Consider the following 20,674-nt stretch of genomic DNA (forward strand, 5'->3'; position numbering starts at 1 on the left):
AGGGCGGACCGGGACGGCAACCCCGGCGGCAGCGGGTCGTTCAACCGCAGCAAAAGCCCTTGTCATGCCTGCCGAAGAACCCCTGCACCCGCACAGCCACCTGTTTCAGGTTCGTCACCCGGAGTGGGCCGCCAATGCCACGATTTATGAAGTAAACCTGCGCCAATTCACGCCGGAAGGCACGTTTCGGGCATTTACTGAGCACTTGCCCCGGCTGGCGGCTATGGGCGTAAGCATTGTGTGGCTGATGCCGGTGCACCCCATTGGCGAAGTGAACCGCAAGGGCACGCTGGGCAGCCAGTACGCCGTGCAAGACTACTTTGGGGTGAACCCCGAGTTTGGTACCCTCGACGACTTGCGGCACCTGGTACACACAGCCCACGCGCTGGGGTTGAAGGTCCTGCTTGATTGGGTGGCCAACCATACCAGCTGGGACAACCCGCTGGTAGCCCAGCACCCCGACTGGTACCGGCACGGCGCCCAGGGCCAGCTGGTACCGCCCGTGCCCGACTGGACCGACGTAGTAGCCTTCGACTACGCCCAGCCGGCCCTGCGCCGCTACATGACGGATGCACTGCTTTATTGGGTGCGCGAGGCCCATATCGACGGGTACCGCTGCGACGTGGCCGGGCTGGTGCCCACCGATTTCTGGGATGAGGCCCGCCGGGAGCTGGACGAAGTGAAGCCGCTGTTTATGCTGGCTGAGTGGGACGAGCTGTACCCCAGCGGGGGCCTGAGCTGGGAGGAGTTCAACTCCGATACCAAGCTGCTGGAACGGGCCTTCAACATGACCTTTGGCCTGCGCCTGCACTATTTGCTCGATCATATTGCCGAAGACAAAAATGCGCTGAGCGACATCGATATCTACCTGGCGTCCGAGCGGGCCAAGTACCCGCCCTCCGTTTACCTGATGCACTTCACCAACAACCACGACGTGAACAGCTGGGACGGCACCGAGTACGAGCGGCTGGGTGCGCTGGCCCTGCCTTTTGCCGTGCTGACGGTGCTGCTGCCGGGCATGCCGCTGGTGTACACCGGCCAGGAGGCCGCCCTGCGCAAGCGCCTGGCCTTCTTCGACCGCGACCCGGTAGACTGGCAGAATTTCCCGCTCCAGAATTTCTACACGCGCCTGCTGCAGCTCAAGCGCCGCCACCCCGCCTTGCGCAACGGCGACCCGGCCAGCCGCTTCCTCCGCCTGGAAAGCGCCCCGGAGCTTTATGGTTTTCTTCGACTCAAGCAAGATGCAGCCATGCTTTGCGTCATCAATACCGCACCGGCCGAGCGCACGTTGGCTCTGCCCGCTGCGGCAGCTGGCTCCTGGCTGGATGTGTTCAGCGAAGAGCCGTTGACACTCCGTGCTGAGGCAGAACTGACCGTGCCCGCCCGCGGCTGGCGGGTGTTGGAAAGAGTTTAGATAAACTCAGTATTTTGCCGGTACTTATGCGCTGTATTCACCCTGATATGCCAACTCTTTTTCCAAGAAATTAATTATAGGAGGGACATTACTGTTCTATTTGTGTGCTATTTCAAGCATTGCGCAAGAAGCCGACTCTGCCTTGGCCCGTATCAGAAGGGCTGATTATTATGCTACTCCTTTTTCGGGCGCATTTCCAATTCTGGCTTACCGGCTCAGTCCAGGTGGGGGCCTTAGAGTGTCGCCAGCACTACCGGTAGATTATTTTGATTCTCAAGGAAAGATGCTGCCCGGCGGCCCTTATCAATACGGCTCTGGTGAATTCTCAAAATATGGTACTGCCCTCGTTATGCGTAATGGTTTATGGGGTATGATCGACCAGCACGGCACAGTACTTATTCCATTGCAATATGAGCGACTAGAGTTCAGTAAGCATTCCAGCCGCTGGCTACAAGCCCGAATCAATAAACGATGGGGGCTAATTGATTCAAGCGGCCTCACAAGAGTTATACCCCAGTATGATGAGATAATAGATTTTTCAGACCACATGATGGCCGTTAAACTTCAGGATAAATGGGGTTTTATAGATGAATCTGGTACATTAATTATACCAACCATGTACAACTATGTCCATAGGCCTTTCCACGAAGGATTCGCAGCAGTACGCCTTTCAAAAGAAAATTCTGTAGGTTTTATTAATAAGCATAACGAATGCATTACTGGGTTTCGGTTTGATTATCCTTACTGCGTAAATAAAACAAATGCGCATATCCGTGATTTAACCAAATACTACGAGTTTAAAAACGGATTTGCATTAGTTCGTAATAACAATTGCGAAATAGGCGTAATTAATACCGATGATCAGGAAGTGCTACCCATTCGATTTTATCATGTGGAAGTAAATGACAGCACTATCATTGGGCACCGCAAAAAGCGGAAGCTTGTTTATGTCATTCCCCGATAAGTTATCTAGCCATTTCCGGCAACAGGATTTATAGGATAGCACGGTGGGTGCTGGAAAAGCATCTGTAGGAGGCAGAGGTCCCCCCCGTCGATAACCTAACCGCCAAAACAGCGGTTTAGCAATGCGCTACCAAGTACCAGTCAGGTCGCGGCTTTCGGCCTGACAACGGCCAACGAGTAGCTGACAACGAACATCAACTATCTAAAAACGTACATGCAACATCGTGAACTGGGCCGCTCGGGCCTGCAGCTGGCCCCGCTCGTGCTGGGCGGCAACGTCTTCGGCTGGACGGCCGACGAAGCCACTTCCTTTCGTATTCTGGACGCCTTCATGGCGGGCGGCGGCAACGCCATTGATACCGCCGACGGCTACTCCGTGTGGGTGCCCGGCCACATGGGCGGCGAGTCCGAAACCATCATCGGCAAGTGGCTGCACCAGCGCGGCCGCCGCGACGATGTCATTCTGGCCACCAAAGTAGGCTGGGAGGTAAACTCCGAAAACAAGGGCCTGAAAAAGGACTACATCCTGCGGGCCGTGGAAGGCTCGCTTAAGCGCCTGCAAACCGACTACATCGACCTGTACCAGTCGCACAAGGACGACCCAACCACGCCGGTAGAGGAAACCCTGGAAGCCTACGCCCAACTGGTGAAAGAAGGCAAGGTGCGCGCCATTGGGGCGTCCAACTTCTCGGCGGCCCGTCTGCGGGAGTCCCTCGAAGCCAGCTCAACCCACGGCTTCCCGCGCTACGAGAGCCTGCAGCCACTCTACAACCTCTACGACCGCACGGAATTTGAGCGCGACCTGCTGCCGCTGCTGCAGGAGCAAAACATTGGCGTGATTCCCTACTACGGGCTGGCGGCCGGCTTCCTCACCGGCAAGTACCGTTCTGAGGCCGATCTGCAGAAAAGCCCGCGCGGAGGCGGGGTAGGCCAGAAATACCTGAATGAAAAAGGCCTGCGTATTCTCAAGGCCCTGGATGGGGTAGCGGCCCGCCAGCAGGCCACGCCCGCCCAGGTCGCTTTGGCCTGGATTATGGCCCAGCCCGGCCTCACGGCGCCCATTGCCAGCGCCACCAGCCCCGAGCAGGTGACCGAGCTGCTCCGCGCCACCGAGCTGACGCTAGCCGCCGAAGACGTGCAGACGCTCAATCAGGCCAGCAAGTGAGCGAAGTAGAAGCAGCTCTACCGCTTCGTTCGTTGGCTTACGACTGCAACGTCGGCACGCGAGCTGCTTCGACTTCGCTCAGCAGGACAAGTGCTCGTTAACCGAAAAGCCCGTCATGCCCCAAACCTGCGGGGTATGACGGGCTTTTTCGTTGCCTTTACCTACAGCTCTTCAGCCAGCACGTCCTGGTAGCGAAAGGAGTGCTGCACGTTTTCCAGCGGTTTGCCGTCGGCTTCGGCGTAGGGGTAGATGAAGTAGTTGAGCGGGGCGCCCTGCTGCCGGGGAGTGAGCGTCAGGTCGCGGCCCCGGGTGAATTCCACGCGGTTTTCATCGTGGGTGCCGAAGTAGTACTCCCGGCGGGCGGGGTTCTTGGCAGCCTCAGAGGCATCGATGGGCACCCAGCCGGTTTGAGGGGTGTAGAACTCGGCCCAGCAGTGGTAGCCCTTCACCTCGCCCGAGCCACGCTCCGGGGGCAGCGGAAAGCCGATGCTGAACCGAGCCGGAATGCCCAGGGCGCGGCAGTAGCCAATGAACAGGGCGTGAAAATCGGTGCAGTTGCCGTGGCGGGCGTCGCAGGCGTAGTAGATGTCGCCGCGGCCCCAGCCCTGGCCAGTTTTGTCGTACTTCACGGTAGCCACCACGTGGTTGTAGACGGCGCGGGCCTGGTCGAGCGGGGTTTCGGCGTGGGCCTCACTTGCCACTTCCCGGGCCCAGCGCCGAATCTGGTCGTCGAGGGGCACGAGCCGGTCGGGCGCCAGCCAGCGGGCCGAGTCGGGGTCCTGCATGGGTATGCGGCCGGCGGTGGGCTGCGGGGCGCGGTGCTCCCGGCGTGTTACCTGGTAGCGCACGGCCACGGTTACCGCCTGCCTGGGGCGACGTAGGCGCAGGTGCAGCAGTTGGTTGCCGTGCTGGCCCGTAGTGAGCGTGTGCTTGCCAGGCGCGTCGAGCTGGAGAATCTGCACATTCTGCGCCGAGTCGGAGTGGGCTACGGGCAGCCATATGTCCAGCTGGTGGGTGCCTGGGGGCGCCGCGGGCACGGTGGCCTGGTACTCGAAGATGAACGTGCGCACACGCGGCGCCCCGACGGACTGGGCGGAGGCCAGATGCGGCAGGACCATCAACAAAAGCAAAGCCGCCCACAGGCCGCGCCACCGAAAGCAAATTAAATCCATAGGAATACGAAAACCGGCCCGGTACCCCATCAATAACCCGAGCTACACCTACGGCCTCCTTGCGGGGCAACCGGCCCTGCAAAGGTACGACCATGCCCTGCTTTCGTTGCCCCGGTCCGAAGCTCAACTGTAGCGCCGGATGCTACGTTAGCACCTGCAGTCTGCTTCCCGTTTCTTTCGCCTTCTGACCTACCTGCCCCGCATGGCTTCTCCATCCGTTCAGCCATTCGACTGGCAACGCATCCTGCTTTCCGATGAAATGCCGCCGCTGTTCCTGCTGGAAGTGGGGCTGCGCTGCTTGGTTGTTTACCTGATGATTCTGGGTGCTCTGCGCGTGACGGGCCGGCGCGGGGTGCGGCAGCTGTCTATTTTCGAGCTGAGCATCATCCTGGCCCTGGGCTCGGCAGCCGGCGATGCCATGCTCTACCACGACACCCCGCTGCTGCACGCAGCTGTGGTGTTTGTTTTGGTATCGGGGCTGTACCTGCTGTTCAACCGGCTTACCGAGAAGTTTCCGAAGTTTTCCGACTGGCTGGAAGGCGCGCCGGTGCTGCTGGTAGAGGAAGGAGAAATCAACCTGCAGAACTTCAACAAGCAGAACCTGACGCAGAAAGAGCTGTTCGGGGAAATGCGCCAGCTGCAGGTAGAGCACCTGGGGCAGGTTCGCCGCGCTTATATCGAAGCTACCGGCAACATCAGCCTCTTTTTCTTTGCCGACGAGGACGTGCGCCCGGGTCTGCCCATTTGGCCGGAGCGGCTAACCCAGGAGCGCCGCCGGGTGGAGGAAGCCGGGCCCCACGCCTGCTGCCGGTGCGGCCACGTGCAGGAGCTGGCTAAAGGCAGCTTGGCGGAGTGCACCGTCTGCCACCACGATGCCTGGATTACGGCCTGCAACGACCCGCGCATAACCTAACTTGCCGGTGCTATCCTGCTTTCATTTTCGCTTATGCTGCCGCTGCTCCACGTCCACCACATTGCCCTGATCTGCTCCAACTATGCCGTTTCCAGGCAATTCTATACGGAGGTGTTAGGGCTGCGTGTCCTTCGGGAGGTGTACCGGGCAGAGCGACAGTCGTGGAAGCTGGATCTGGCCCTGGGCAGCCAATACGTCATCGAGTTGTTTTCTTTTCCCGAGACGCCCCCGCGCCTTTCCCGGCCCGAAGCCGCCGGCCTGCGCCACCTGGCTTTCGCCGTAGCCGATATCGAAGCTACTGTGCGGGCGCTGAAGGCGCAGGGAGTAACCGCCGAGCCGCTGCGCACGGATGAGTTTACCGGGCGGCGCTTCACCTTCATCCAGGACCCCGACGGGCTACCGCTGGAATTCTACGAGGCGTAAGCGGCCCGGCAAAAAACAACGCCCCAGCCTATTGGCCGGGGCGTTGCGGGCAGCCATCAACTGGCCTGAGTACAGCCCTGCCGGGCAGGACCTAGTGAAAGCGGTAAGCCAGGCCCAGCCGTAGTACGCGCATGTAGGCCTCATTTACGCCACCTACCCAGCCTTCTTTGTAGTTGCTGAGCCCGTGGGCGTAGCTGGCCGTCAAACTCACCGGCCCCCTGCTCAGAGCCAGCCCGGCCCGCAGCCGATTATCCCAAAACTGAGTGGCACGGTCACGGTCGGTTTCCAGGTCGTTACCATTGAGGGTGTAGTCTGCCTTTTCCCGGCAAGCTAGCTGGCGCGCTATTTCCAGGCCTAACGTCACATCCAGCGCCACCTCGCCCATGCGCAGCCGCTGGCCTAGGTAAGGGTTTAGCCCAACGAACTGGTTGTTGAGGTGGGCTTTACCCTCCACAGTGTTGGTAGGCCGCAGCACCGTGTTGACGCTGGTAATGCGCACGGCGGGCCGTAGCAGATCGTAGCCCAGTTGGGCGCCCAGCAGCAACCCGCGCCGGCCCACAAACTGGCCCTGCACTGCCGCCCCGTACGAGAGGCCCCAACGGCTGCCGTAGGGGTTGTTGGTGTACGAAGCTTCGGGGCTGCTGTCGTTTACGTTGATGGCGGAAGAGCTTTCGGCCGAAGCGCCCCGGAAAGCGGCCACACCCGTGGTCAGTTGTCCTGACCATTCAACTTGCTGGGCGGAAGCCAGTAGCGGCAGTAGCAGCAGGGAGGTAGCGAGAAGAAGTGGTTTCATAACAGTGGTTTTTAGTAGGATTCGGGCGGCAGCCATTTCGTTGCATAAGCTGCTGGAATCGGCGGGTTTCAGTTTGAAATCGTAGAACGGCCCGCTGCCGGCTTGCCCGTATTTGCCCGTTGCGTTCTACCTTGCCCCCATCATGCCCGAACCCCGCACACCGCTCCCCTACCTCATCATCGACTTCGACAGCACATTTACCCAGGTAGAAGGCCTGGACGAGCTGGCCGACATTGCCCTCACCGGCCAGCCCAACCGGGAGGAAGTGGTGGGCGCCATCCGGGCCCTCACCGACCGGGGCATGAGCGGGGAGCTGAGCTTTTCGGAGTCCCTGAAGCAGCGGCTGGCGCTGCTGCCGGCCCGGCGCGAGCATATTGGCCTGCTGGTGGAGCGGCTGAAAGGGAAGGTTTCGGAGAGCATCCGGCGCAACCGCGGCTTCTTCGAGCAGTTTCCGGGGCGGGTGTACATCGTGAGCAGCGGCTTCCGGGAGTTTATCGAGCCGGTCGTGGCCGAGTTCGGCATTGATGCGGACCACGTGCTGGCCAACACCTTCACCTTCGACGCCGACGGCCGCATCACCGGCTTCGACGCCGACAACGTGCTCAGCCGCGACGGGGGCAAGATCCTACAGCTGCGCCAGCTCGACCTCAACGGCCCCGTGTACGCCCTCGGCGACGGGTACACCGACTACCAGATTCGGGAGGCCGGCCTGGCTGACCGGTTCTACGCCTTCACCGAAAACGTGCACCGGGCGTCCGTAGTGGCCCGCGCCGACGAGGTGCTGCCTTCCTTCGACGAATTTCTCTACCAGAACAAGCTTCCGATGACCCTCTCGTACCCCAAAAACCGCATCCGCGTCCTGCTCCTCGAAAACCCCGACCCGCGCGCCGCCGAGCTGTTCCGCCAGGAAGGCTACCAGGTGGACACCGTGCCCGGCGGCCTCGATGAAGACGAGCTGGTAGAGCAGATTGAGGGCGTGAGCATTCTGGGCATCCGCTCCAAAACCCAGGTGACCCAGCGCGTGCTCGACGCGGCCAACCGCCTCATCAGCATTGGCGCGTTCTGCATTGGCACCAACCAGATTGACCTGGCCGGCTGCATGAAAAAGGGTGTGGCCGTGTTCAATGCCCCGTTCTCCAACACCCGCTCGGTGGTGGAGCTGGCTCTGGGCGAAATCATCATGCTGGCCCGCCGCATCCCCGAGAAAAGCCCCAAAATGCACGAGGGCGAGTGGGATAAGTCGGCGAAAGGCTCGTTTGAAATCCGGGGCAAGAAGCTGGGCATTATCGGCTACGGCAACATCGGCTCCCAGCTTTCGGTGGTAGCCGAGGCGGTGGGCATGCAGGTGCTCTACTACGACGTGGCCGAAAAGCTGCAGCTGGGCAACGCCGTGAAGGTGCGCACCCTACAGGAGCTGCTCCAGCAGGCCGACATTGTTACCCTACACGTAGACGGACGTCCGGCCAACACCAACCTCATCGGAGCCGCCGAGCTGGCCCTCATGAAGCCCGGCGCCCTGCTGCTCAACAACAGCCGCGGCCACGTGGTGGACGTGCCGGCACTGGCGGCCGTACTCCGCTCGGGCCACCTGGGCGGGGCCGCCGTTGACGTGTTTCCCTACGAGCCCAAAACCAACCAGGAAAGCTTCGAGAGCGAGCTGCGCGGCCTGCCTAACGTGCTGCTCACGCCCCACATCGGCGGCAGCACGGCCGAGGCCCAGCGCAACATTGCCGAGTTCGTGCCGGAGCGCATCATGCAGTACGTAAATACTGGCAACACCCAGCAGAGCGTCAACTTCCCCAACATCCAGCTGCCCGAGCAGCAGGCCCACCGCCTCATCCACATTCACCACAACGTGCCCGGCGTGCTGGCCCGTATCAACAACGTGCTGGCCCAGCACCACGTCAACATTCTCGGCCAGTACCTGAAAACCAACGAGCACATCGGCTACGTCATCACCGACATCGACAAGGAGTACGAACAGGAGGTTATCGGCGAGCTGCGCAAAGTAGAGCACACCATCAAGTTCCGGGTGCTGTACTAGGCCTCCTGCAGCGGGCCGCAAAATCTTATGAAAGCCTTGCCGATTATAGGACTTCTAGGTCTTGCGCTGGTGGCAGCAACTGCCGGCTGGCTGCTGCAGAAACCTACGCCTATGACTTTTTCTGCTACGGCTGACCAGCTTTACCAACGCCATGTTCTTACCGCAGCCGGGCGCGATGAGCTGCTGCGCCGTATTCGCTTGGGTTTGCTGAAGTACGAGCAGACCGACCCCATTCAGCAGACCACGCAGGAACATCACGTAACCAATCAAGCTACCATTCTGGCTTTTTGCGCCGAGGCTTTCCAGGCAGAATTCAGCTACCGAACTCTCCCCTCAGAAATCGATGACAGGGGAATAACCGATTACCTCAGTGACATTTACATTGCCGGCCAAGGTCTTGCTCCTCCTGATAGCGCGACTGAAGCCAAACGAAAAGCGGCCCTAGACCAGCAGGCACAGGAACTGACCCGCTTCAACGGCGACACCGCCGCCTTACTGCGTTGGCAGTATGAGCAGCTTCCGGCCCGCCTGAAAATAGAAGATGCTGTTCCCACAGAAGATTCTGTGCTCTTGCAAGGCTGGACTATTTATCCGCCGCTGGGTGGCGAGCCGGGCACTCAGCATTGGATAAGTGAGCAGCGCAGCGTGTTCGGCAAAACCCGCACCCGCACAGCTGACGACTTGCTGGCGCTACAGCTAATAACAACAGTCGTTCACCAGCAGATTCGGCAACAATTGCAGCAAGGCGAGTTGCAAACAGAAGCGCAGGTATGTCAAACCGCTGCCGAACTGATGCAGCGCCGGGCTACATATGCCCAAGACCAAATCCGGCAAGGGCACTGGCTCGACCAATTGGAGAAAACAGGGCAGCTGAGTCCGGCGCAACGACAGCAACTCAACCGGGATACTCGCCCTTATGAGTTAAAAAGCCCGTTTGAAATCGTGGGATACTGCAAGCAGGGCCGCATACTCGACTTGCAAAATCTGCCACGGCTGCCCCAGAAGCTGTATCCAGCATTGTTTGCGCATGTGCAGAGCTTGCTACCGGATTTCTAGTACAATGACTTGCAGGTGACAACTCAGGCGCACAATGATGGCACCGATCTACTGCGGCAAGAAACAACCCTTCGCTTTCAGGCCCACGGAAGGCAATACGAAAACACTTTCTTGCAAAGCTACCTGCGCAAGGATGGTACAGAGGCTGCTGCTCCCACAGGCGCAGAGGTGGGCGAAGCCTTTCACCCTAGCATCAACCAGTGGCTGGCAGACCAAAACTCGCCTTTGCGTCTCTACTTAGCCCACACACCCGACGCTCAATCGGTGTACGGCAATGAGCGACTGGGTCTATTGATTATGACTGCGCAGCAACGTGAGCTATGGGGCACCGGCAGCTATTTCCTATCCCAGGAATCACACGACAACCGCTATAATTCAGCCAGCGTTGAGAAACTGCTGGATTGGTACACCACCTTGGGCCTGTTCTCCCATTTATCTGCGGCCGAAAAGACCCAGGGCCGCCAAGCCGCCTTGAGTGGGCTCCAGACCAGTGTGGCTGAAGTCTTGCTCAGTTATCCGAAAGTTATATATGCTTTCGATTGGGAGTCAGCAAATCCGCCTTATCCTTACGCGGCGCATACCCAGGCTTTAGCTGCTATCTCCCGCGGCCTATTCGTACCGACTGCTATACAGGATGGCTTCGGCACCAAGTTTCCGACTCAACCGACCATTCCCTATAGCTTTTGGTTGAATGGACACGTTTACCGAACCAAGCTTACGGTGCATTCTGATTGGTTGGACAGCAAATTTATTGATCTGATAAATCACGCTTTAAATGCGCAGAAGCAGGCGGGGAAGCTCTATCCTTGCCTGGATGGCGAAGGGTATATATTTCTGACTCCTGCGCAACATACGCTATTGCTTAAGCGCCAACCTGAGATGTTTAAAACTCCTCATGAACAGACGGAAGAACTACCTTTCTAAAAATTTATCTAGCCCTACATAAATGCTTTCACTAATCCCTAGCGTTAAGGCGCATATTTGCTATACTATTATCTACCGCCGATGATTCGCTTTCTTTACAGAAGAAGCGCATGCTCTTTACCGAGCAAAGTATACTTTATATGTATATGATACCCTTTACCTTGCTTCTTTACCTGCCTCTACTGGTTTCCAAGCCACCACACACGGCTTTCCCCGCCTGGGCGCAGGTTCAGTGGCAGCAGCAAAAGCTTGAGCAAACATTCAGCCGCAACAACTATCTGCGCACTGCCTTGCTGCAAGCTGACTTCAACGGAGACGGAAAAGTAGATGTGGCCATACCCGTAGTCTGGCGCGCTACCGGCAGCCAGGGCGTTATTATCTTCCATCAGGGACAGGCCGCGCCGTTCATGATTGGTACTACCAGCAACCCGACTGATGAGCTTCCTAAAGGAAACTTAGCCTGGGCTAACCAGTGGAAGCTTTTCACCAAGCAGAAGACGTACGAGGTGTACCTGGACAAGCAGGAAACGCTACGGGAACGTCCCGTTACCTTGCGCTACCCGGCCATTGAATTTTCGGATGGAGAAAAAGGCGGCGTGCTTTACTGGACGGGTACCCGCTACCGCTGGCTGTACCAGAGCTGCTAGAGACGCTCCCGCACCTGAGTCAGGATCCGCTCCATCTCGTTGCGCACGGCCGTATCGTCGCCGGGAATGTTGTTGTTCAGGAAGCTGAAGGCCAATACGCGGCCTTTGCGAGTGCGCAGGTAGCCCGTCAGGTTATGGATGTTGGTGAGCGTACCGGTTTTGCCCCAGAGCCAGAGCCCACGCGGGTCGCGGTAGCGTCGGCGCAGGGTGCCCTGGCGCCCACCGGCGGCCAGCAAGTCGAACAGGCGCTTTTCGGGCACTTCCTGGTGTAGCTTCAGCAGCAAAGCCGTGAGCGTGCGGGGCGTGGTCAGGTTCAGGCGCGACAGACCGGAGCCATCTACCCAGCGCAGGGTGTCGGGCAAGTCGGTGAGGAGCTGGCGCTGCACCTGCCGGATAACGCGCTCCGTGCTCAGCGAATCGGCGCCCAGCTGCGTGGAGCACATCAAGAGCAGTTGCTCGGCCAGAAAGTTGTCGGACACCCGCAACATGCGCCGGTACAAGGAATCGGCGCGCAGGCCGTTTACGGTTTGCATATCGGCCCCAACAAAACCCGGCTGCCAAGGCAACTGGCCCACATTTTTGCGCAGGGTATCCTGCAGCAGCGAGATCAGCAGGCCGGTGCTGGTCCGGAAAGGCGTTTCGTCAATCCAGCTTTTCTGGCTGGGCAGCACGAAAAAACGGTTTTCCAGTACAGACCGCCGCACGTGGTCGGAGGTGCTGCGGTACTGGGCCGGGGCCGGCTCCACGCTGGCCGTAAACACGGCTGGCAGCACCCGCGGCTGGCTTTGGCCGGCGCGGGCGTAGAAGCGCACGGTGTTGCCGTAGATGGGAAAAGGGCCGCGCTCCGGCTGGTAGTAGTAGTTGTAGTCGTCCCAGCTCCAGCCTGGCCCGAAGGTATCCACGCACGGAATGGGCATGTAGAACAGCTTTTCGGGGCGGCTTTGCAGAAACCGGAAGGCCCGGTTGGAGGGAACGTCGCCGTGCAGCAGGGTAGGGTCGCCGGTGCCCCAGAAGATCAGGGAATCGTGGCGCACCACGTAGCGCAGGCTGGGCAGGGAGTCGGGCAACAGGTGCAGCCCCGCGTAGAAGCTGAACAGCTTCATGGTGCTAGCCGGCACGAAGTAGTCTTCCTCGTTCAGCTGGTACACCCGCTCCCCCGTGGCTACATCAACTAAACTCACCCCCACGTGATGCTGCTGGAGCACCGGGGAGCGGCTGATGAGCCTATGCAGCCAGTGCGGTCCGCTCCGCAAAGCTACCTCAGCTTCCGCGTTTTCGTCGCCGGAAGCTCTGGCCGGGCTACAGGTGAAGGCAAGTATAAACAGGAGAAGCAGATACAGACGGCCCATGGCAGAGTGCGCCCGTTTATAAGCTTAGGCGCTGGCTGTTTGTGCATTCAGCACGCCTAATTAAATCTTTACTTTAATACAATGTCAAGTATTCATTTCGCAATACTATCTATTATATCTGTATATCAATTAGTTAAAGGTTAAAATAATTTTCAAAATGCGGAAAGGTCAGTTGCTGTGGTCACAGAAGCGTCATATGAAGTCATATTGCTCTACTCTCGGTAGCTACAGTGTGGAGACGCACACTTGCTCCTGCTTATCTGCACCGGCTGCAGTTCAACAAGGAGACGCAAGTATGCGTCTCTACAACCTCAATACACTGGTTCCAGAATTTGTCATAGAACCCCACTCCCCTACCCTGCTGCTATAGCAGCTATGGGGCGTATTGGTCGAGACTGGCAGGTCAACCTTTTCCCGCCGGGTCGGGTAAACCAAGTAGCAACGTTCAGCAGATTCCGTTCTGGAGAAGCAGGTAATACTGTCATTTCCCGTCGCCTGCTTACCCTGGCCCTACACGTTACCTCAATACCAACGCCTTTCTGCTCTATGGCCCTCACCAACGAACTATTGAATACCGTCCTGCGCCACGCCGGGCAGGAAGTGTCGCGCAAGGAGTTTCTGAGTCTGGCCGGGCGCGGACTGGCGGTGGGCGTGGCGGCTACCACGCTCGCCAGCTGCCAGTCGGGCACCCCGGATGCCAAGGCGGCCGACGCCACGCCGACCACGGGCACCCCGGCCTCGGAAGTAGAAGCTACCACCTATACCGCGCCGGGCGGGCAGAAAGTACCATCGTCGGAGGCCGTGTCGCCGCCAGCCAAGGTGCCAGCGGAGGTAAGCAAGCCGATAGAGCTGGAGCAGTGGAAATCGGACGTGGACCCGCAGTCGGGGCCGGTGCCGACGCCGCTGCCGCCGGATAAGCGGGTGGGCTATGCGCTGGTGGGGCTGGGGCACCTCACGCTGGAAGAGCTGCTGCCGGCGTTTGGGGAGTGCAAGAAGTCGAAGCCGGTGGCGCTGGTGAGCGGCTCGCCCGAGAAGTTGAAGAAGGTAGCCGCGCAGTACGGCATCAAGCCCGAAAGCTGCTACAGCTACCAGGACTACGAAAAGCTGAAGGACAACCCCGAGGTGCAGGCCATCTACATTGTGCTGCCCAACTCCCTGCACGCCGAGTACGTAATTCGGGGGGCCAAAACCGGCAAGCACATCCTCTGCGAAAAGCCCATGGCCAACTCGGCCCGGGAGTGCGAGCTGATGATTGACGCCTGCAAAAAGGCCAACGTGAAGCTGATGGTGGCCTACCGCATTCAGTATGAGCCCTACAACCGGCAGGTGCGCGACATGGTGCGCGACGAGAAGTTCGGTAAGCCCAAGTACATCGAAGCCCAGAACAGCCAAAGCTCGGCCAACCCCGACCACTGGCGCCACAAAAAAGCGCTGGCCGGCGGCGGCGCCCTCCCTGATATTGGCCTCTACTGCCTGAATACCTCCCGCTTCGTGCTGGGCACCGAGCCCACCGAGGTATTTGGCTACATGCACAGCACGCCCGGCAACCCGCTGTTCAAAGAAGTAGAGGAAATGATGAGCTGGCAGATGCGCTTCCCCGACGGCGTTATCGTCAACTGCGTCACCCACTACAACACCCACGACTCGCGCTTCTACCGCGTGAATGCCGAGCGCGGCTGGCTCCACCTCGACAACGCCTACGCCTACCAGGGCCAGCACCTGCAAACCTCCCACGCCGAGGGCAAGGCCAAAATGCAGAACCAGATAACTATTCCCACCAAAAACCAGTTCGCCGCCGAAATGGACCACTTTTCGGAGTGCATCCTGGAAGACAAGCAGCCCCACACGCCTGGCGAGGAAGGCCTGCAGGACCACCGCATCATGGAAGCCATTTACCAGTCGGCGCGGGAAGGGCGGCCGGTGAAGCTCACCGCCGTGAAAGGCGTGGATGCCTTCCGCGGCCCCGAGCCCAAAGAGGCGTAGAAGTTGGGGCGTTGATCTTATACAGAAAAGTAGCTGCTAGCACAGCACAAGTAAAGCAACATTGACTCTATGTCAACCAAGTCGCTCTAGCGCCAATTAGCAGTTATTCTCTTCAGCAAGAAGTATATTCCTACTACTCCTAGCCAAGTAAGAAGACAGTCATAAAACAGGTTAGAGACCATCCAAGCTGAGTTTGGTATAGTACTACCACTTAACCAGAATTGTTCATAGAACCTGAATGGAAATCCAATTTCAAGCCTATATGGCTCATTCTCTCCGTAAAGGCGTATCGGATTTATCTGAGGTAAGATACTCAAGAACGATATCGAAAAGAAAACCAGTACTGAAAGAATTGTGGCTTTTATAAACTCGCCTGTCATTTTCATATACAACTTGATTTTCTATACCAAAGATACATTATCATTTCATCAACTTTCTTTCATTCTTTTTTATTTTACTTTCAAATTAACAATATTTGAATACGTATTAAAGTTCGAAGAAAAACCATTTACAAGCTGCCAGTCATGTAGGCTTGCTTTTATACTGACATTTCTTCCAGATTTCATTTTATCTTTCATAAACTTAACCGATTTAGGATGGTTTACATCACTCTTATTGAAATTCATTGAATCGATGAAAAATGCTTTATTGAATTGTTCTTTATTTTTCAAATTTAATCTCTTATTAAAAAATCTAGCATTACTCATAAACCCATAAAACTGCTCATTATCAACAAATATTATGAATAGTAAATTATTAAAATAAATATCTTCTTTACTATTATTTACAATATTAACAATTATTTTTTCAGGCACATTATTATCAGTTTCAGGAATTGATATACGAAAGTTATAACTGGGTCTATCTTGTTGAAAAGAAGATAGCAGCAAAAAACAAGTTATACTCACTATACTTTTAACGCAGTGCATACTCAGAAATTCGAAAACCGTGCTTGATTTTATCACCCTTAGCAGTAAGAAATAGCCAGATCAATACTACTATATGGCTGCAAACTCGGCAATATTCATTGAACATACAATAGCATCCCGATAATGTACCTCGTGCATAGTGTGCATCCGTAATAGTACCCTGTTAGCTGCTTAGTAGCAGTCAATGGAACACGCTTCGATAGATGAATCCAACTCTGCATAGCCCGCCGCCCAACTCTTTCGCGTACCTTTGGCTCCCGTTATGCCAGACCGAAATACCACTCTCCCGGCTGCAACGGCCAAATTCATTTTCGTAACGGGCGGGGTGACCTCGTCGCTGGGCAAAGGCATCATCTCGGCCTCCCTGGCCAAGCTGCTGCAAGCCCGCGGCTTCCGCGTCACCATCCAGAAGTTCGACCCCTACATCAACATCGACCCCGGCACGCTCAACCCCTACGAACACGGGGAGTGCTACGTGACCGACGACGGGGCCGAAACCGACCTCGACCTGGGCCACTACGAGCGGTTCCTGAACACGCCCACCTCCCAGGCCAACAACGTGACCACCGGCCGCATCTACGACACCGTGATTCGGCGGGAGCGGGAAGGCGCGTTCCTGGGCAAAACGGTGCAGGTAGTGCCTCACATCACCGACGAAATCAAGCGCCGGATGCTGCTGCTGGGCCAGGATAACCGCTTTGACGTGGTGATTACCGAAATAGGGGGCTGCATCGGCGACATTGAGAGCCTGCCTTTTGTGGAGGCCGTGCGCCAGCTGCGCTGGGAGCTGCCGCCCAACGACTCCCTGGTCATTCACCTCACCTTGCTGCCTTACCTGAAAGCGGCCGGGGAGCTGAAAACCAAGCCCACTCAGCACTCGGTGCGCGACCTGCGCGAGGCCGGCCTCCAGCCCGACATCCTGGTGTGCCGCTCCGAGTACCCCATTCCGCCCGACATGCGCCGCAAGATTGCGCTGTTCTGCAACGTCAAAATCAACTCCGTCATCGAAAGCCTGGATGCCGACAGCATCTACTCGGTGCCGCTGCTGATGCTGAAAGAGCAGCTCGATGAGCGGGTTATCAAGAAGCTAAAGCTGACCGGCGGGGCCGTGCATCCCGACCTCGAAGCGTGGAAGGACTTCCTGGGACGTCTTAAAAACCCTACTGAGGAAGTTACCATTGCCCTGGTGGGCAAGTACGTGGAGCTGCCCGATGCCTACAAGAGCATCAACGAAGCCTTCGTGCACGCCGGCGCCCACAACGAGTGCAAAGTGACGGTGCGCAGCATTCAGAGCGACCATATCAACCCCGACAACATTGCCCAGCTCCTGCACGGCGTGGATGGGGTGCTGGTGGCGCCCGGCTTTGGCGAGCGGGGCTTCGAGGGCAAGATTGAGGCGGTGCGCTACGTGCGCGAAAACCAGATTCCCTTCTTCGGCATTTGCCTGGGCATGCAGGTAGCGGTGGTGGAGTACGGCCGTCACGTGCTGAACCTGCCCGGTGCCAACTCCACCGAAATGGACGCCCAGACGCCCAACCCCGTCATTGCCATGATGGAGGAGCAGAAAAACATCACCCAGAAGGGCGGCACCATGCGCTTGGGCGCCTACGACTGCGAGCTGCGCAAGGGCTCGAAGGCGGCCAAAGCCTACGCCCGTAACCACATCAGCGAGCGGCACCGCCACCGCTACGAGTTCAACAACGCTTACCTGGAGCAGTACGAAGCCGCCGGCATGGTGGCCTCGGGCCGCAACCCCGAAACCGGCCTGGTGGAGGTGATTGAGCTTGCCAACCACCCCTGGTTTGTGGCCGGCCAGTTTCACCCCGAGCTGAAAAGCACCGTGCAGAACCCGCACCCGCTGTTCGTGCGCTTCGTGAAGGCCGCCATCCAGCACCGGAAAGTCTGAGTTAATGTGCTGATGTGGTGGGATGTGGGTAATGTGCTGATGCCTTAGCTGTCATTGCGAGCGGCGCGAAACAATCCGTCCTGAGCAACGGGCCAAGCCCTGAAATGTAAAAAGCCCCTGACGTCTGCTGATGTCAGGGGCTTTGTGGTAGAAGAACGGTGCTGGTTTCGTCCAGGACGGATTGACGCCGCTTTATACGCGGAATGTCCTGCTTCCTCGCAATGACACGTTTTTTCCATTAGCACCTCAGCACATTACCCTCATTAGCACATTAACTCACATTCCCTAAAATATTCGGCCGACAACTACGACCTTTGCGGAAGATTCGCCGGGCTTTGGCCGGGCGGGCCCAGCAACTTTTTTGCCTTACCCTCTTCCTGATGGATAGAAATTCAGCAACCGGCGCCTTTTTGATTGCGGCCGTGTTCATCGTGTATCTGTTTTTCTTTAAGCCGACGCCGCCCGACGAAAAACCCGCTGCCACTCCTGCTGCCACGGCCAAAGCGGCCACTGCGCCTGTCCCCGCTCCGCTCGACTCAGCCGTTGCCGCCCGCAAGCTCGGCGCCTTTGCCGCCGCCGCTGCTACGGATACCGCCGCCAGCCAGACGCAGCTGCAGAACGACAACCTCACCGTCACCTTCAGCTCGAAGGGCGGGCGCGTGCAGGCCGTACGCCTTAATAAGTACAAAACCTTCTTCGGACAGCCGCTCGATCTGCTGGATGCCCGCAGCTCCTCGCTCGACGCCAGCTTCCGCACCCTCGACGGCAAAACCGTAAAGCTTTCGGACCTGAACTTCCAGCCCTCGGCCGCGCAGGCCTTCACGGAGGGCAAAAAGCAGGGCCAGCGCCTCACCTTCACGGCCCAGGTGGCCGGCGGCCAGATTGAGCAGGTGTACTCCCTGCCCCAGGATTCGTACGAGGTAGGCTACGACCTGCGCTTTGTAAACCTGCAGAACGCCGTGGCCCAGCAGCCGCTCACGTTCACCTTCCTGGACAATGTGCGCCAGACCGAGCAGGACGCCAAGCAGAACCGCAACCACGCCACCATCAACCACTACCTGGCCTCCGACGACCACGGCGCCCTGGCCGAAGCCTCCGAAAAGCCCGAGGAAGTGGTAGTGAACGAGCCCGTGAAGTGGGCGGCCCATAAGCACGACTTCTTCGTAGCCGGCCTCATTGCCGACGGCACGCCCTTCTCGACCGGCAAGTTTGCCTCCACGGTGAACCTGGCCGACTCGACCTACCTTAAAACCCTGACCTCCACGCTCACCCTGCCCATTGCCGATGTGCAGAACGGCAAGGCGCACTTCCGCTACTTCTTCGGCCCCAACTCCTTTAGCCTGCTGAAGGAAGTAGCCCCTGATTTCGACCGCAACGTGTACCTGGGCTGGGGCTTGTTCCGCTGGGTAAACCGCTTTGTGGTGCTGCCGGTGTTTCATCTGCTGGAGCAGTTCATTTCTTCCTACGGCGTCATCATTGCCATTCTGGTGGTGCTCATCAAGCTCGTGACCTGGCCGCTGACGTACAAAACCTACGAAAGCCAGGCCCGCATGAAAGTGCTGAAGCCGGAAATCGACGAAATCAAGGAGAAGTACCCCGACGACCAGATGAAGCAACAGTCGGAAACGATGAAGGTATACCAGTCGGTGGGCGTATCGCCGCTGAGTGGGTGCGTGCCCATGCTGCTCACGATTCCGATTCTGTTTGCCATGTTCCAGTTCTTCCCCAACGCCATTGAGCTGCGCCAGCAGCCTTTCCTGTGGGCGCGGGACCTGAGCACCTACGACGACCTGATCAAGCTGCCCTTCACGGTGCCGTTCCTGGGTAACCACCTCAGCCTGTTTACGTTGCTGATGACGGTTTCGACCCTGGCCATGACCTACCAGAGCAACCAGACGAACACGGCCATGCAGGGGCCCATGAAGTTCTACAGCTACCTGATGCCGGTGGTGTTCCTATTTGTGCTGAACAGCTTCTCGGCCGGCCTCACGTGGTACTACCTCGTCTCGAACGTGGTGACGCTGGCCCAGCAGGCCATTACCCGCCGCTTCGTGGACGACAAGAAAATCCGCGCCCAGCTCGACGCCAACAAAGTCAAGAACAAGGACAAGAAGCCCGGTGGCTTCCAGGCCCGCCTGGCCGAAGCCATGAAGTCGGCGCAGGAAAAGGAGTCGGAGGCCCGCAAGCCCACCCGCCGCAAATAACCAACTGACGCTTTACCCGAAACGCCTTTTTGCCCGCGCAGAAAGGCGTTTTGCTTTTGGTCGGTTTGAAAGCCAACACCGTCATGCTGAGTGAAGTCGAAGCATCTTGGTAGTTTGGTAAACTCAATGAAGCGGTAGAGATGCTTCGACAAGCTCAGCATGACACGTTCTTTAGTATTCTACGGCGTTCTTTTGCCTGCCCGCAACTCCGGTCTGGTTTTTGGCAACTGCGCCGACGCACCTTCCTTCCGCTTCTCTATGCGCCTCCTTGCTTTCTCCCTGCTGACTTTCCTGCTAAGCGGCGCCTGCGCCCAGCGCAGCACCTCCGCCGCCCAATCGAACCTTACGGCGCAGGGTACGGCGACTGAGGCTACAGCCGCGCCCCAGTCAGAAGGGCCGGCGCTTATCTTCCGCAAAACGCCCTGCTTCGGCACCTGCCCGGCCTATACGGCCACCATCTACGCTGATGGCCGCGTGGAGTACGAGGGCCAGAGCAACGTGCCGCTCACCGGTACGCACCAGCTGCGCCTCCCCGCCGATACCGTGGCCTACATCCGCCGCGAGGCCGACCGTATCGGGTTTGCCAAGCTGCGGCCCGTGTACACGGCCAACATCAGTGACGTGCCCTCCACCTACCTGACCATGCCCCAGCCTGATGGCACGATGAAGGAAGTGCGGGTAGACGTGGATGCTCCCGCCGAGCTGACGAAGCTTCTGGAGTACATCCACCGGCAAGTAAAGAGCGTAGCCGTAGCCAAGAAATAAGGTTTACTTTTCAGCAGAAAGCCC

The 20,674-nt window shown here is 58.1% G+C and carries 17 protein-coding genes; 13 read left to right on the forward strand and 4 right to left on the reverse strand.

Annotated elements, in window-relative coordinates:
• Positions 1 to 64: 64 nt before the first annotated feature.
• The 3 genes from I5L79_RS17405 to I5L79_RS17415 all read left to right on the forward strand — a co-directional run bounded on the left by I5L79_RS17405 (position 65) and on the right by I5L79_RS17415 (position 3,542).
• Positions 65 to 1,414 (forward strand): alpha-amylase family glycosyl hydrolase, encoded by a 1,350-nt coding sequence (locus I5L79_RS17405; protein WP_196956347.1) that lies wholly within the window; start codon positions 65 to 67, stop codon positions 1,412 to 1,414.
• Positions 1,415 to 1,514: 100 nt separating this feature from the next.
• Positions 1,515 to 2,378 (forward strand): WG repeat-containing protein, encoded by an 864-nt coding sequence (locus tag I5L79_RS17410; RefSeq protein ID WP_231403180.1) that lies wholly within the window; start codon positions 1,515 to 1,517, stop codon positions 2,376 to 2,378.
• 213 nt (positions 2,379 to 2,591) lie between these two features.
• Positions 2,592 to 3,542, forward strand: a complete 951-nt coding sequence (locus I5L79_RS17415; RefSeq protein ID WP_196956349.1) for an aldo/keto reductase — start codon at positions 2,592 to 2,594, stop codon at positions 3,540 to 3,542.
• A 161-nt stretch (positions 3,543 to 3,703) separates the two neighbouring features.
• Here I5L79_RS17415 and I5L79_RS17420 read toward each other — a convergent pair whose 3' ends face one another.
• Positions 3,704 to 4,714, reverse strand: coding sequence for a transglutaminase-like domain-containing protein (locus I5L79_RS17420; protein ID WP_231403181.1), 1,011 nt, complete (start codon positions 4,712 to 4,714; stop codon positions 3,704 to 3,706).
• Positions 4,715 to 4,916: 202 nt separating this feature from the next.
• Here I5L79_RS17420 and I5L79_RS17425 point away from each other — a divergent pair, with 202 nt between their 5' ends.
• Both I5L79_RS17425 and gloA2 read left to right on the forward strand, forming a co-directional pair.
• Positions 4,917 to 5,627 carry a DUF421 domain-containing protein gene (locus I5L79_RS17425; RefSeq protein ID WP_196956350.1) on the forward strand — a complete coding sequence of 237 codons (711 nt, stop codon included), beginning with the start codon at positions 4,917 to 4,919 and terminating at the stop codon, positions 5,625 to 5,627.
• A 33-nt stretch (positions 5,628 to 5,660) separates the two neighbouring features.
• The gene (gene gloA2 / locus I5L79_RS17430; RefSeq protein WP_196956351.1) at positions 5,661 to 6,050 is read left to right on the forward strand and encodes an SMU1112c/YaeR family gloxylase I-like metalloprotein; all 390 of its coding nucleotides are present in this window, start codon (positions 5,661 to 5,663) and stop codon (positions 6,048 to 6,050) included.
• 91 nt (positions 6,051 to 6,141) lie between these two features.
• On the opposite strand, the gene I5L79_RS17435 is transcribed toward gloA2, so the two are convergent.
• Positions 6,142 to 6,843, reverse strand: a complete 702-nt coding sequence (locus tag I5L79_RS17435) for a hypothetical protein (protein ID WP_196956352.1) — start codon at positions 6,841 to 6,843, stop codon at positions 6,142 to 6,144.
• Between the two features lie 142 nt (positions 6,844 to 6,985).
• Between I5L79_RS17435 and serA the strand changes: the two genes are divergently transcribed.
• The 4 genes from serA (at position 6,986) to I5L79_RS17455 (ending at position 11,514) form a co-directional block, all read left to right on the forward strand.
• A complete protein-coding gene (gene serA / locus I5L79_RS17440) occupies positions 6,986 to 8,887 on the forward strand; it encodes a phosphoglycerate dehydrogenase (protein WP_196956353.1) in 1,902 nt (633 codons plus the stop codon).
• 27 nt (positions 8,888 to 8,914) lie between these two features.
• Positions 8,915 to 9,943 carry a hypothetical protein gene (locus I5L79_RS17445; RefSeq protein WP_196956354.1) on the forward strand — a complete coding sequence of 343 codons (1,029 nt, stop codon included), beginning with the start codon at positions 8,915 to 8,917 and terminating at the stop codon, positions 9,941 to 9,943.
• A 9-nt stretch (positions 9,944 to 9,952) separates the two neighbouring features.
• Positions 9,953 to 10,867 (forward strand): hypothetical protein, encoded by a 915-nt coding sequence (locus I5L79_RS17450; RefSeq protein WP_196956355.1) that lies wholly within the window; start codon positions 9,953 to 9,955, stop codon positions 10,865 to 10,867.
• Positions 10,868 to 11,013: 146 nt separating this feature from the next.
• Complete coding sequence (locus I5L79_RS17455; RefSeq protein WP_196956356.1) at positions 11,014 to 11,514, forward strand: FG-GAP repeat protein; 501 nt, start codon at positions 11,014 to 11,016, stop codon at positions 11,512 to 11,514.
• On the opposite strand, the gene I5L79_RS17460 is transcribed toward I5L79_RS17455, so the two are convergent.
• Entirely contained in the window at positions 11,511 to 12,863 is a 1,353-nt protein-coding gene (locus I5L79_RS17460) for a D-alanyl-D-alanine carboxypeptidase/D-alanyl-D-alanine-endopeptidase (RefSeq protein ID WP_231403182.1), read from the reverse strand. The two genes, I5L79_RS17455 and I5L79_RS17460, sit on opposite strands and share 4 nt — an antisense overlap.
• Before the next feature lie 546 nt (positions 12,864 to 13,409).
• On the opposite strand from I5L79_RS17460, the gene I5L79_RS17465 reads away from it, so the two are divergent.
• Positions 13,410 to 14,846 (forward strand): Gfo/Idh/MocA family oxidoreductase, encoded by a 1,437-nt coding sequence (locus I5L79_RS17465; protein ID WP_196956358.1) that lies wholly within the window; start codon positions 13,410 to 13,412, stop codon positions 14,844 to 14,846.
• Between the two features lie 449 nt (positions 14,847 to 15,295).
• Here the strand turns inward: I5L79_RS17465 and I5L79_RS17470 are convergent, their stop codons facing one another.
• Positions 15,296 to 15,736, reverse strand: a complete 441-nt coding sequence (locus tag I5L79_RS17470; RefSeq protein ID WP_196956359.1) for a hypothetical protein — start codon at positions 15,734 to 15,736, stop codon at positions 15,296 to 15,298.
• A 301-nt stretch (positions 15,737 to 16,037) separates the two neighbouring features.
• On the opposite strand from I5L79_RS17470, the gene I5L79_RS17475 reads away from it, so the two are divergent.
• The 3 genes from I5L79_RS17475 (at position 16,038) to I5L79_RS17485 (ending at position 20,650) form a co-directional block, all read left to right on the forward strand.
• Positions 16,038 to 17,681 (forward strand): CTP synthase, encoded by a 1,644-nt coding sequence (locus I5L79_RS17475; RefSeq protein WP_196956360.1) that lies wholly within the window; start codon positions 16,038 to 16,040, stop codon positions 17,679 to 17,681.
• A gap of 380 nt (positions 17,682 to 18,061) precedes the next feature.
• Positions 18,062 to 19,885: a membrane protein insertase YidC gene (yidC, locus tag I5L79_RS17480; RefSeq protein ID WP_196956361.1), complete on the forward strand. Its 1,824-nt coding sequence runs from the start codon at positions 18,062 to 18,064 to the stop codon at positions 19,883 to 19,885.
• A 258-nt stretch (positions 19,886 to 20,143) separates the two neighbouring features.
• Positions 20,144 to 20,650, forward strand: a complete 507-nt coding sequence (locus I5L79_RS17485; protein ID WP_196956362.1) for a DUF6438 domain-containing protein — start codon at positions 20,144 to 20,146, stop codon at positions 20,648 to 20,650.
• Positions 20,651 to 20,674: the final 24 nt, after the last annotated feature.

Origin of the sequence: Hymenobacter guriensis, assembly GCF_015773195.1 — a bacterium.
Taxonomy (GTDB): domain Bacteria; phylum Bacteroidota; class Bacteroidia; order Cytophagales; family Hymenobacteraceae; genus Hymenobacter; species Hymenobacter guriensis.